The sequence below is a fragment of the Mesotoga sp. UBA5825 genome, assembly GCF_002432955.1.
GTDB lineage: Bacteria > Thermotogota > Thermotogae > Petrotogales > Kosmotogaceae > Mesotoga.
The window spans coordinates 1923-15171 of the sequence record NZ_DJHG01000023.1; the positions used below are offsets into that span (position 1 = coordinate 1923).

A 13249-nucleotide genomic window follows, 5' to 3' on the forward strand; every position below is an offset into this window, starting at 1 on the left:
TTGAAAGCCATTCTTTATCCCTCCCTCAAGGCAAGATTCTCAACGAAGATCTCGTTGAAATCCTTTCTCCCAGATAGTTCTACATAATGTATCTCACCGCTGAGACGTTCCGCTCTCTCTCGAATCCCGCTATCGAGAACTGCCAGAACTGCACCCAGACCGGCCGCATTGCCTACGGGTGAAACTCTTTCGACCGGCACATTGGGAAGCATGCCTATTCGCAGGGCATTTTTGGGATCGATGTAGTTTCCGAAGGCTCCGGCAAGCAGAATCCGGTCTATATCTTGCTTCTCGATGCCGGCCCGGTCCATCAAGACGGATACTCCTGCTCGAATGGCTGCTTTTGCAAGCTGTACTTCACGAATGTCTCGCCTGGTTATCCGCACTTTTCCCACCGGGCCGTCAAGCTCTAAGTGTTCTCCTTTGATTCGTCCCGATTCGCTGACTACACCCGCATCCATCATTACGGCAATCGCGTCTATCAATCCCGAACCACAGATTCCAGAGGCCTTCGACCCATTCACTGTACTGAATCCGATACCTTCTCCATTCAACCACACATGATCCACCGCTCCCGGTCTGGCAATAGTTCCCTGGCTTATGTTGCCTCCTTCGAATGCCGGACCTGCCGCGGTAGAGCAAGCGAAGATTCTGTCGCCGCTTTTGAGGGCCATCTCCCCGTTGGTTCCGATATCCACAAGGAGAACGTTGCCGGAATCTTCGACAAATCCAGACGAGAGAATGTCGGCCGTGATATCCGAGCCCACATAGGCTGAGATTCCGGGCATTATGTAGATTTTCGAATTTGGAATGGACTCTTCTAGGTCAAGTTCCCGTGACTCGAACACTTTTCCTCCTGTGAATGTCGGTATGAAAGGCGAGGAGGCGATTCTCTCGGGGCTTATTCCGAGAAGGATGTGGATCATCGTCGTGTTTCCCACTATCGAAGTATCGTAGATCCTTTCCTTCGATACTTCCCCTTCTTTGCAGAGATCGTCGATCAGCTTGTTCAGTGTTGTCAAGACTGCAGTTCTCAGCTCATCGATTCCTTCGTCTCTCTTGATTGCGTAGTCAATCCTGGAAATGACATCCTGGCCATATGCAGACTGGGGATTGGAAGCAGATCGAACCGCAACGATCTCTCCCGACTTAAGATCTGCCAGGTAAACTGCGAGGGTTGTCGTGCCTATGTCGATTGCGACACCGAAGATGCCTCTTTCGTTCGAGAAAGGTAGTATGTCTATTACTTCGCTTCCGTACAAGACTGCCCTGCCTCTGTAATCCAGCTCCCTTATGACATGGGGAAGCCTTCTCAGAAGACTAAGTCTGTCAATCCCCGGTCTTTCGGTAACGAGAGCACTCATAAGCCTTGAATAATCTGAAGCCTGGTCATCAATATCCGGCCTACAAAGAGAAAACTCTTCGACTCTAACCTGTGGAGATATCTCTCTTATCGAGGCCTTCGGAAGAGGCGGTTTGGAAACTGCGGAATTCAGAGCCGGGTCCTCCGTCTTGACTCTGACATCGGTCATGACTTTGAACTGGCAGCTCAGCCTGTATCCGGCCGCAATCTCGTCTCGTGTCAGAAGTCTTGACTCGGTAAGGGTGAGCGGGAAGGCCTCGCTTCCTTCAGCCAAAAGCGCCTTGCACTTTCCACAGTTTCCCTTTCCTCCACATACGGCATTCACCTGCTGCGATTCCCTTCTCAAAACATCAAGCAGAATCTCGCCTCTCTTTGCCGTTACTGTTCTTTGCGAAGGCAGGAATGTGACCTTATACACAGCTTCTTTCATTACTTAACCTCTCTCCTCATCGGTATCCTCGATCTTATCTAACCTATCCATTCACTCGAGAGCGACACCACAGCAGGCTCCTTTTGGGCAGCGGTCTTTCCGAACGGACAATGGTAAACTGAGAACTGATTTCTTCTGCTCCAACCTCACACAGCAACTCCTAGCCTCAACCAGACTGATTTTGAAGACTGATCCACTCTATTCAAGGGAGTCCCTCAGCTTCCGATCATACGGTGCGCTTCTGTAATGACAGTTAGCCCTTCTGCAAACCATGCAGCTCCTGTAATCCTTCTCGGACTGAAATGCAATTCCCGAAATTGACTTCGTCGGAATCATGAGAAGAGACTCATTCAGTTCGACCCCAATTTCTTCCTTCACATTTCCAATCAAGGAAAACAATTCCTTCTGCTGCTGCAGAGCCCAGATCTCCGCATCTCCCGAACCTGGAGACATCCATACGAGGTTTTCTATCAGGTTATTCCTGGAAATCTCGCTTCTTAGGAACCCGGCTGCCTCATGTAGTATGTGTTCCAGCAAACTATCCCAGAGAAAGATTTTGAGAAAATCTGTACGATCGAGCGGGTACTCGTAAAGTTCTCGTCCGGAAGTTATGACGAACGGGAAGACTCTGCCGACCGAATGGAGTTTTTTCGACAGGAGACGGCTCTCGAAGCGAACACCTTCTATCGTAACTTCGTCGTTGTTAACGCAGTCGACAAAGCAGGTCCTGTAGATCGCTTTTGGGTTTGCAGTCTCACGAGCATTCTCTACGAGCTCTCTGAAAGTCGTCTCTTCCTCAGAACCGGCTCTGATCCGCAGGCTTTCTACAAGCGAAGCCGCATCTATATCGAAAGGTATGCCTTTCAAAACTGAGATGTTTTTCTCGCATTCTGCCATGAACGTACCTAATCGGAGGTCGATTCGACGTATCTAGCGAGAGTTGAATTCATTTCCGGCCTCCAGCATCGCAAGGTAGTTTTTAACCGGGATGTAGTTGGCGACGGTGTTGCCCGTGCCTAAAGCATACCCGCCTCCCGGAGCGCATTGTTCGAGAGTCTCGAGCGTTCGATCCCTAACTTGCTCGACGGAGGCGTGACATAGAAAATCAACATCTATTCCTCCGAGGATCGAGATTCTCTTGCCCCATCTTCTTTTCACTTCTGGAACAGGCATTATCTGGTCTTCAAAGGAGTGTTTTGCATCGACTCCGGCTTCTATTATATCGTCCATTACAGTGGTCAAGTTGCCGCAACTGTGAAGGACAAAGGGTTTACCGTTTGCATGTACCACGCTGGCTATCTCTTTGTACCACGGGAAGACCAGTCTTCTGAGATGTCTCGGAGAGAAGATGGTCGATGTCTTGTATCCGAGATCGTCTCCAAAACAGTAGGCGCCTACACATTCCATAGAAGAGATTATCTTTGCGGCTCCGACCAGAACATTGCCGATCTTTTCGTTAAGAGTGTTGACCAGCTCGGGATCCTCGTAAACGGCCATGGAGAGATTCTCAACACCCATCAGGAAGCTGGAGTGCTCAAATGGCCCGCCGGAAGCCCCTCCAACTACTTTCATTCCTTCGGGAAGGTGCTCACCCAGCTTACGGAAAAGGTCGAAATCGACAGCTTCATCTGCCTTCGGCCAGTCCGCTTCCTGGAGGTCTTTTAGGGTCTTAATGGGGCCGCCCTTTTCATTCATCCACTTCCTGCTTTCTCTGCGGTATGTTGCCGTGTCATCACCATGAATGTAATCGGGAGTGGGAAAGCGGGGAGCCTGATAGAAGGGAACGTAGTCATATCCCAGTTCATCGTAGAAACCGACCAGCTGGTCGAAGTACCTGTCGGGATCTTCTTCTACTTCGGCAAGTTTGTAGCCCATCACTTCTTCCATTATTTCATCGTCCGCAAAGAGTTCAAAGAACGGAACTCTGCAAGGTTCTCCATTACGCCTGAAGACGTCCTGGATCACTGAGAAATCGGGTGCCGGTTTCAACTGAATCCCCCCCATTTTTTCCAAAGGCTCAAAACTTCGGAAGCTCCGATCAGATTCAAGTGAATCGAGTATTCATCAAAAGCATTCTAGCATCAATCCATATCTCAAATAAAGCCTCGACGAATGCGTGCCTGCAGTTGCGGAAGAAATAAAGGCTCGAAACAAGGCCTGAAAATCGGACCTGTCGGTACTGTTATAATCATCATGAGACGTTATCTGAGTTCAGGCATTCAACACTCTTCAAGACTCGAGGTGAAGCTAGTTGAGACTTATTACTAAGAAGATGTTTCTCGAGTACGATTACTGCCCTGTAAGGGGATGGATCGAGAGGAATGAACCTCGGGATTTCACGCCGACAATCGCAGAAGATTTCAGGATGAAAGAGGGTCTAGATGTCGGCAGAAGGGCGAGGAGTCTATTTCCTGAAGGTATTCTGATAGAGGAACTGGATCCCTTTGAGGCCTCCTTCGCAACCGAGCGGATTATCGGAGACAGGCAGTCCGTAACACTGTTTGAACCCGCTTTCATTAGCGGCGATTTCGTCTCAAGGGCGGACGTTTTGAGAAAAGGGGCAGATGGACTGGATGTCTTCGAGGTCAAATCCAGCCTTGCAGGTTCATCGAACACAAAGGACTACATAAGAGATCTCTCTTACACAGTTTCAGTTATAGAAAGCTCGGGTTACAGAGTCAAGAAAGCATGTTTGATCATGGTCTCTAGAATGTATCGCAAGGGTGACGATGACAGGAAGCTCTTTGAGATCATAGACGTAACGGATGAGGTCTCGGAGCAGAAAATCGAGATAACGGCCAAACTCGAACTTGCATCAGTTATCTTGACTTCAACATTGATCCCTTCCGGCTCATTGGGGTACAAATGCAGAGACTGCGAGCATCTTCGAAGATGCTTCGGTCTGGACAGGAGACTCAGTATCTTTGAGCTTCCCAGATTGGGTGCCGATAAGACAGATGCTTTGATCGAAAAGGGATACTTCTATCTAGAAGAGCTTCCGCGAGAGATACTTGGTGACAAACCCCTTCTGCAAAGGGTCTTTCGTGGAGCTAAGACAGGAGGGATAGTGGTTGACGAACCCGAAGAGCTTCGAGAAAAGCTGAATAGTATGGAGTATCCGATAGGTTATCTCGATTTCGAGACTGCAGCTTCAGTTATTCCCCTGTATGATGGCCTGGCTCCCTACGAGGGGATCCCGTATCAATATTCACTGCACATTAGAAGGGAGGCCTTTGGGACTCCGGAACACAGGGAGTTTCTCTTCGGCAATCCTTCGAGAGATGAAAGCCTCCTGCTCGCCGAAAGGCTGGTTGAGGACCTCAAGGACTGTACAACACTCATGGCGCACCATGCTTCCGTTGAGAGAAATATTCTGAGATGGCTGTCCAATAGATACAGAGATTATCCAGAGCTTTCAGAGCAGCTCGTCTCCTTCTCGGAGATATTTGTAGATTCGGAACTGCTTGTGAAAGACCATATATATCATCCCGACCTCGGTGGGAGCTTCTCGATCAAAAGGCTTCTTCCTGCACTTGTGGAAGGGATTGGTTATGAGGGACTGTTCATCCATAACGGTGACGATGCCAGGTATGTTTTCGTGAATATGGCTCTGGGAAATTACAGAGAGCCCGAGGTAGAGAGAATAAGAAGAGATATGCTGGAGTACTGCAAGATGGATACACTGGCGATGGTGGAGATTCACAAGTTTCTCTGCGATCTTTCATGAGAATGAGGATACTGTTGATACAAATGTGAATCGTCAGCATACGACTTAATCGAATTCTTTTCGAAGTAGAATAGTTTGGTCATCAAATTAGGTTATTATGAATTATGCACACTTTAGGCATCGAGAGGATGTGACGACATAGAAATCTTCAAGATAAAGAATCATGAGACATCGCTTCCCCTTATTCAAGGAGGAATGGCCGTAGGGATTTCTCTGGACAACCTGGCCGCTACCGTCGCTTCTGAAGGTGGAATAGGGGTTATTGGAACGGCAGGTATCGGTATGACGGTTGACGGTTACAGAAAGAACTTCAGGCAGGCAAGCATAGATGGCCTCAAGAATACCATAAGAAGGGCAAGGGAGAAGACAAAAGGGGTTTTGGGAGTAAACATTATGGTAGCCCTCACAAACTACGCAGAGATGGTGGAAACGGCCGTGAAGGAGAAGATAGACGTGATCATCTCCGGCGCGGGACTGCCTCTTGATCTTCCCTCTTATCTCTATGATGGATCGGAAACGGCTATAATTCCAGTGGTCTCATCTCTGAAGTCAGCGACCGTAATATTCAAGAGATGGTTTGGCAGGTACAGATACGTCCCCGACGGCTTCGTTGTGGAGGGACCTAAGGCGGGCGGCCACCTCGGATACAGAGTCGAGGAGGTCTTTTCTGAAGAGAGTTCTCTCGAAAAGACGGTACCTGAGATCAGAAGGTTTGTAGATCAGGTGAAACGTGATACTGGAAAAAACATCCCGGTGATAGCTGCAGGAGGGATATTCGATAGAGATGATGTCGAAAAAGTCTTCAAGCTCGGGGCCTCAGCAGTTCAAGTAGGGACGGCCTTTGTGGCCACGGAAGAATGCGATGCAGACTACAGGTTCAAGCAGGCATTCGTGAATGCTTGTCGGGAGGATATAACCATTATCAAGAGTCCTGTGGGAATGCCGGGCAGAGCAATAAAAAACAAGTTTCTGGACGATGTTGAGCAGGGAAAGAAAAAGCCGTTTAAATGCTCATTTCAGTGCATAAAGACATGCAATTACAAAGAAGCGCCATACTGCATTGCAGAGGCGCTCATGAATGCCTGCAAGGGAGATCTGGAAAATGGCTTTGCCTTTACGGGAAGCGAAGGATACAGGATAGAAGGCATTACAACAGTGAAGAAGGTTATAGATAGACTATTCGGTGAAAACAGGCGCTAGCTTTCTTGATGTATCTTAAGAAATCAGCTGTCTGTCTGCACCGCAAATAAATGTGGGGGAGGTCGAAGATGGGAACCCTGGAGAAGATAACGAACGCGATCATCGAAACAATGCCTGCTCAGGCAAAAGCTGCCACTGAAGAGGCTCTAGCGGAAGGCCTCAGCGCAAAGGAAATTCTGGATAGCGCACTTATCCCGGGGATGGATGAAGTCGGCAGGCTATTCAGAGAGGGCGAGTATTTCGTTCCCGAAGTTCTTGTTGCTGCAAAGGCGATGAACCAATGTATGGACCTTATTGAACCTCTTCTTGTCAGCGGAGGGGTCAAGAAGATCGGCAAAGTGATTGCCGGGACTATCGAGGGTGACCTCCATGACATTGGAAAAAACCTAGTGTGTATGATGCTTAAGGGAGCGGGCTTCGAAATAATCGACCTTGGCGTCGATGTGAAGCCCGAAGAGTTCGTTGAGGCAGCCAAAGGTGCGAAGCCGGATATTCTTGTTATTTCCGCCCTGTTAACGACCACAATGCTCAATATGCCCAGAGTGATTGAAGAACTGAAAAAGGCCGGCATTCGAGAAGAAGTAAAGGTGCTCATAGGTGGGGCGCCCGTGAGTCAAGCTTATGCTGAGGAAATTGGAGCGGACGGTTATTCTCCCGACAGTGCCGGAGCCGTCGAACTGGCAAGGATGTTCGTATCTAGGTAAGCTCATTGATTCTTGAAGAGTGTCCGATGGCGATCCGGAATCGCCGAGAAGATCGTTTGCTTAACGCGAAAATCAAAGAATAGGTACTCAATACACGACCAAATGTGCTCAGGGAACCTTTACAAAGTGCAATTTCAAAGACAAGTTGGTATAATACCGATGGTATTCATTTATTCCGATTTTTCATTTTGACGGCTGTAAAGCTGTCTATTTACGGATGGAGGGTTCAGGATGTTGACAGCGCTGATAATAATGTCGGTCGTCACTCTGATTTCCTTTCTCTTCGCAATTGCATCTGTCAGAAGACTTTCTCAGAGTATCAGGAGGAATCAGGAACTCCAGCTCAAAGAAAAGGACCTGGAGAGAGATGTCGCAGAGAGGGATGAAAAACTGGAATGGCTAACTTCTGCTAAAGAGGAGCTTGAAGAGACCTTCAAAGCGATATCATCTGATGTTCTCAATTCCAGTACCGAAAACTTCATTCGACAGGCAAACGACAAGTTCTCGGGATTGCTCAAGCTGCAGAAAGAAGATTGGGGCAGTCAGAAAAGGGATTTCGAGAGTCTCGTGAGTCCGGTGAAAGACAACCTGGAAAAGCTGGAAAGAAATGTGAGGGAATTGGAATCTAAGAGAGAAGGAGCATACAAAGCTCTTGAAGAACAACTGAGGACTCTTACGACAGCAAACACCGATCTTAGGCAGGGCGTTGCGGATTTGAAGGGCGCCTTGAGAAATAGATCAACTCGTGGAAGATGGGGTGAGATTGAGCTTCGTAGAATAGTTGAGCTCAGCGGCATGACCGAACATGTTGATTTTGTGGAACAGGAATCGATTGACAGCGGCAGGCCGGATCTTATTGTAAAACTACCTAACGAGGCTTACATACCGGTAGACGCCAAAGTTCCACTCGACAGTTATCTTGCCGCATTGGAAGAAGAAGACGAGTCGTCGAGAAGCCAGTTCATGAACGTCTACGCAAGGAATGTTCGAGAGACAGTGAATAGACTCGCCAGCAAGAAATACTCTGAATCGTTCAACAGAAATGCCGATTTTGTGGTAATGTTTGTCCCGGTGGAGTCTGCAATAAATGCGGCTTTTCTAACTGACCCGGAACTCTTTGAATATGCTATTGCGAAGAAGGTCCTTATTGCTTCTCCGGTGAATCTCGTTGCGCTGTTGAAGTCTGTAGCCTATGGGTGGCAGCAGTACAGCCTTACCGAAAACGCTGAGAGGCTTGTTCAAGCCTCGAAAGAACTCTATAATAGATTCGGTGTTTTCTTCGCTCATTACAACAGACTGCAGGGCCACCTAAAGAACGCCGTCAGTGCCTACAATGATGGAGTGGGTTCCTTTGAAAGCAGGCTGCTTCCGAAAGTCAGGGAGATCGAAGCTCTTACCGAGACACGCGAAAGGCTTCCCGAAATTGAAGGGATTGCCGAGGAACCGAGATCTTCGGAAAATATGAACTATGATTGATCTCCTGCGCCAAAATACAGAGACTGGACTTGGGAAAGATCGCTTCAGAGGCGGTTGAGAACTTTTTTCGCCGCGATGTGGTCATCAAAGATCAGTCTTTCTGCTTCGGAGCAGAGCTTCTGCCAGCTTCTTTCGGTCTTTCCCGAAATCCATCCGCCAGCCTAATCGAAAGTAGTTGACATATGCTAGACGGAACAAAGAGGGCAGACCAACAATATGGGCACTCGCATCGGCACTTGCAACTCAATCCGCTTCGACTGCACCGTGTATATGCTGGTCCCTGTAAAGGTTGCTATCTGCGCAGTCGTGAATTAACGCTGTAATTTCTACTACAGAGCGATCTGCATTAAGTTTTTCGGCGAGGATAAGCGAGTTGAGTTAGACCACCGTCAGTATTTGATGTGCCCGGATGTCGTAACCGAAGATATTTTCGTCGTTCTTGCAGTTTTTTCGACTATCTCCTCGACTTCATGGAAAATAACAATTTTATCCCTTTCAGGTAAAATCCATGTGATTTCGCTTCTGGTTGCCTGTTCTATCAGTAAGACAATATTATGATACGCGAGAGTGGTTCTGAAAGTCTTTATGCGATAAAATGCGAGAGGGGGGGCAATATCCGGTCTTCCGATGACAGAACTTTGCCGGTTTCTTGATGCTGATTGTGAAGGATTCGGAATGGAGGTACAGATGAACGAACTATTGTGGTTCTTGATGCTTGTAGCGAACTTCAGTTTGATCACAGTTGCTTACAGGTTGTGGGGAAAGACGGGACTGTACGTCTGGGTAGCCATAGCTGCGATAATTGCCAATGTGCAGGTAATAAAGACGGTTTCGCTTTTCTGGATGGCCGCGACTCTGGGAAACATCGTTTATGCGACGTCATTTCTGGCTACGGATATTCTTTCTGAGAATCATGGAAAGAAGGAGGCCAAGAGAGCAGTTTACATCGGTTTTTTCTCTCTGATATCGACTACCGTGATAATGCAAATCGCTCTTGCCTTCGAGCCTCATCACTCTGATTTCTCTCAGGAGCATCTCTCAGCAATATTCGGCCTTCTCCCCAGAATTGCTCTGGCAAGTCTGGCAGCCTACTGGTGTTCTCAGTTACATGATGTCTGGGCATATGATTTCTGGAAGAAGAGGTTTCCTGACAGGAAGCACATCTGGCTCAGAAATAACGCAAGCACGATGGTATCGCAGCTGATCGATACGGCGGTTTTTACTTCGTTAGCCTTTCTAGGAGTTTTTTCGACCGATGTGTGGTGGCAGATATTCTGGTCCACTTACATTCTAAAGTGGGTCGTTGCAGTTCTAGACACTCCATTCATCTATCTAGCCCGAAAACTGAAAGACGAGGGTAAAATCAAGGATCTTGTTCCCTGAGTTTCTTGATGAGAAATCTTCCTCGAGATAGTTTCATGCTGTGCTCTCTTGTGCTTCGAAAGCTCTCGGCCGTCGGTTGATATAATTCATATGAAACAGGAATACTCTTGAGAGAATTGATTGTTGAACTCTCCGGCTGACAAACAGATCAGGAGGTAGACTGTGGACGAGGGCGACAGGAAACTGAATAAGTACGAAATGAAGAGAGACTTCAACAAAACGCCGGAGCCCGACGGTAAAGAGGCCTCTCTTGAATGGGCAAGAGATAGACCGGTGTTTGTTGTTCAGAAACACGCCGCATCGACTCTTCATTATGACTTTCGAATCGAAGTAGACGGAGTTCTGAAGTCGTGGGCCGTTCCCACGGAAGACCATCCCCTCGAGTACGGCGATTTCGAAGGAAATATCCCCGAAGGAGAGTACGGCGGCGGCACGGTCCTTCTATGGGACCGAGGAAGCTACAGAAATCTGAAGGAAGACCCTGAATCGAACCCACTCACAAAACAAATCGAAGATGGTCATATCACAATTTGGCTCGAAGGAGAGAAGCTTAAGGGTGGCTACGCGCTCGTCCGAACGGGAAAAGCGGAGAATGCGCGGTGGCTTCTGGTCAAGATGAACGATAGAGAAGCCGATGCAAGAAGAAACCCAACGTCGACCGAGCCCAATTCAGTCAAGACAGGAAGAAGCCTTGAAGAAATTCGTGATTCCAAAGATTAAGCAACTCATACAGCGAGCTTCAAGATCAGGAGATGAATAAGCCGGATATCATCTTTTCCCTTTCTGGAGCTGCGAGAGTTCATCTTGATGGCGGGAGATCGGGACTATTGTGATCGTGATTGAGTATTGCCGCTATTCGAGGTAGTGTCTTTATTGATCGTATCTGGATTCTTCAGGCCCTTCCTGACTTCCCCAAGCATCTCACTCGTCAATGTTTTCAACTTAAGATGAACAGAAACGGCAGTGCCAACTCCGATAAGAATTGCCGTGACAACAGCATTTGATATCAGCATCATTGTCAAGGTAAGAGTGGAGCACACCAACGCAAGTGCAAGATTTCTTGCTCTCCTCCTTACGGCTCGGAAATGGAGATAGCTGTAGATATACGCACCGAATAGCTTGTGGCCGATCAACCATTGGTACAGCTTCTCTGAGCTTCTCAGATTACAAAACGCTGCCAACAAGAGAAACGGAGTTGTAGGCAGCAATGGAAGTACTATTCCGGTTACGCCAAGAAAAAGGGAACCCGATCCTGCGATTACCAGCAAAACTTGTTTAAGTCTCACAAGTTACCTTTCTTGCTGCTAAATATTTGGCTACTTCCCAACTTCGTCCAGCGAAATTCCCAGAGCCTTCGCAAGCCCCGCTCCATAAGTGGGATCGGCTTTCAGGCAGTTTCCAATATGTCTAATCTTGATTTCTTTTGGCGAGTCTCCCATGTTCCTTGCTGTGTTCTCAAAAAGAACTTGCTGCTGCTCTGGAGTCATAAGATTGAAAAGCTTTCCAGGCTGGGTGTAGTAATCATCGTCATCTTCTCTGAAGTTCCAGTTATCGGCGGCACCCTTTAGCTCTAGAGGGGGTTCTTTGTATTCAGGTTGTTCAGCCCATGCTCCGTAACTATTGGGTTCATAGCCTATCGTGCTTCCTGCATTATCATCTACTCTCATCTGTCCGTCACGATGATAACTATTGAATGGGAACCGTGGCCTGTTAACTGGAATCTGATGATGGTTAACCCCGAGCCTGTAACGCTGGGCGTCACCGTAGGAGAAGAGCCTTCCCTGAAGCATTTTGTCTGGAGAGAAACCTATTCCGGGAACAATACTTGCCGGATTGAAGGCAGCCTGTTCGACATCAAGATAGTAGTTTTCAGGGTTCTTGTTCAGCTCGAAGTACCCAACCTCGGTGAGCGGGAACTCTCCTTTGTACCAGACCTTTGTCAAGTCGAAGGGATTGTAGGGCATTTTATCGGCCTGTTCCAGCGTCATAACCTGAATATACATGGTCCATCTTGGAAAGTCGCCTCTCTCTATGCTCTCGAAGAGATCGCGCTGGTGGCTCTCCCGATCTTTCGCGACTATGGCTTCCGCTTCGGCATCGGTGAGATTCTTGATTCCTTGTTGCGTCTTGAAGTGGAACTTCACCCATATCCTTTCATTGTTGGCGTTTATCATGCTGTAAGTATGGCTTCCGTAGCCGTTCATGTGTCTATACGAAAAGGGAATCCCGCGATCGCTCATTGTTATTGTTACCTGATGAAGAGCTTCGGGAAGTGAAGACCAGAAATCCCAGTTATTCTTCGCGCTCCTCATGTTGGTCTTCGGATCACGTTTAATAGCATGATTCAGATCGGGGAACTTGAGAGGGTCCCTCAAGAAGAAGACTGGCGTGTTATTGCCGACTAAATCCCAGTTGCCTTCCTCTGTATAATATTTCATTGCGAAACCTCTTATATCCCTTTCGGCATCGGCAGCGCCTCTCTCTCCGGCTACCGTGGAGAACCTGACAAACATATCGGTCTTCTTGCCTATCTCTGAGAAGAGCTTGGCTTTGGTATACTTTGTAATGTCGTGGGTCACGGTAAACGTTCCAAAGGCTCCAGAGCCTTTCGCATGCATTCTTCTTTCCGGAATAACCTCTCTGTCGAAATGGGCCAACTTCTCAAGATACCAGACATCTTGCAGCAACATCGGGCCTCTCGGACCGGCAGTCATTGAGTTCTGATTGTCGCCTACGGGCGCTCCAGCTGCCGTGGTCATTTTCTCTTTCTTTGGATCTTTTTCCATAATCTCCTCCAATCTTGATCGTCCGGCAAAAGCGGACATCGTAGGGTTTATTTACGGGGTTGGGGTTCTCAAAAGATCTATAATAAGCCGAGTACACACACATGCATTCATGGCTCACGATTTCATAGAAGCAAACTCTTACTAGAGCAAGTCGGGCTCAGTAGACAAGCCTGTCTTGGA

The 13249-nt window shown here is 48.0% G+C and carries 11 protein-coding genes; 6 read left to right on the forward strand and 5 right to left on the reverse strand.

Annotated features, from left to right (window positions below; genetic code table 11):
* Positions 1–14: 14 nt before the first annotated feature.
* The 3 genes from B3N33_RS01930 to B3N33_RS01940 form a co-directional block, all read right to left on the reverse strand.
* Positions 15–1793 carry an ASKHA domain-containing protein gene (locus tag B3N33_RS01930; RefSeq protein ID WP_292589991.1) on the reverse strand — a complete coding sequence of 593 codons (1779 nt, stop codon included), beginning with the start codon at positions 1791–1793 and terminating at the stop codon, positions 15–17.
* Positions 1794–1991: 198 nt separating this feature from the next.
* Positions 1992–2690, reverse strand: a complete 699-nt coding sequence (locus tag B3N33_RS01935; RefSeq protein WP_292589992.1) for a vitamin B12 dependent-methionine synthase activation domain-containing protein — start codon at positions 2688–2690, stop codon at positions 1992–1994.
* Between the two features lie 33 nt (positions 2691–2723).
* Complete coding sequence (locus B3N33_RS01940; protein ID WP_214061433.1) at positions 2724–3782, reverse strand: uroporphyrinogen decarboxylase family protein; 1059 nt, start codon at positions 3780–3782, stop codon at positions 2724–2726.
* Positions 3783–4044: 262 nt separating this feature from the next.
* On the opposite strand from B3N33_RS01940, the gene B3N33_RS01945 reads away from it, so the two are divergent.
* From B3N33_RS01945 to B3N33_RS01970, 6 genes are all read left to right on the forward strand, one after another.
* Complete coding sequence (locus B3N33_RS01945) at positions 4045–5520, forward strand: DUF2779 domain-containing protein (RefSeq protein WP_292592015.1); 1476 nt, start codon at positions 4045–4047, stop codon at positions 5518–5520.
* Positions 5521–5658: 138 nt separating this feature from the next.
* The gene (locus tag B3N33_RS01950) at positions 5659–6720 is read left to right on the forward strand and encodes an NAD(P)H-dependent flavin oxidoreductase (RefSeq protein ID WP_414674170.1); all 1062 of its coding nucleotides are present in this window, start codon (positions 5659–5661) and stop codon (positions 6718–6720) included.
* A gap of 68 nt (positions 6721–6788) precedes the next feature.
* The gene (locus B3N33_RS01955) at positions 6789–7424 is read left to right on the forward strand and encodes a corrinoid protein (protein ID WP_214059702.1); all 636 of its coding nucleotides are present in this window, start codon (positions 6789–6791) and stop codon (positions 7422–7424) included.
* A 231-nt stretch (positions 7425–7655) separates the two neighbouring features.
* The gene (rmuC, locus tag B3N33_RS01960; protein ID WP_214059701.1) at positions 7656–8900 is read left to right on the forward strand and encodes a DNA recombination protein RmuC; all 1245 of its coding nucleotides are present in this window, start codon (positions 7656–7658) and stop codon (positions 8898–8900) included.
* A gap of 687 nt (positions 8901–9587) precedes the next feature.
* Positions 9588–10283 (forward strand): queuosine precursor transporter, encoded by a 696-nt coding sequence (locus B3N33_RS01965; RefSeq protein ID WP_292592018.1) that lies wholly within the window; start codon positions 9588–9590, stop codon positions 10281–10283.
* 198 nt (positions 10284–10481) lie between these two features.
* Positions 10482–11003: a DNA polymerase ligase N-terminal domain-containing protein gene (locus B3N33_RS01970; protein ID WP_414674171.1), complete on the forward strand. Its 522-nt coding sequence runs from the start codon at positions 10482–10484 to the stop codon at positions 11001–11003.
* A 104-nt stretch (positions 11004–11107) separates the two neighbouring features.
* Here the strand turns inward: B3N33_RS01970 and B3N33_RS01975 are convergent, their stop codons facing one another.
* The gene (locus tag B3N33_RS01975; RefSeq protein ID WP_214060542.1) at positions 11108–11569 is read right to left on the reverse strand and encodes a YbaN family protein; all 462 of its coding nucleotides are present in this window, start codon (positions 11567–11569) and stop codon (positions 11108–11110) included.
* Between the two features lie 30 nt (positions 11570–11599).
* Positions 11600–13069 carry a catalase gene (locus B3N33_RS01980; protein ID WP_292589994.1) on the reverse strand — a complete coding sequence of 490 codons (1470 nt, stop codon included), beginning with the start codon at positions 13067–13069 and terminating at the stop codon, positions 11600–11602.
* Positions 13070–13249 lie beyond the last annotated feature (180 nt).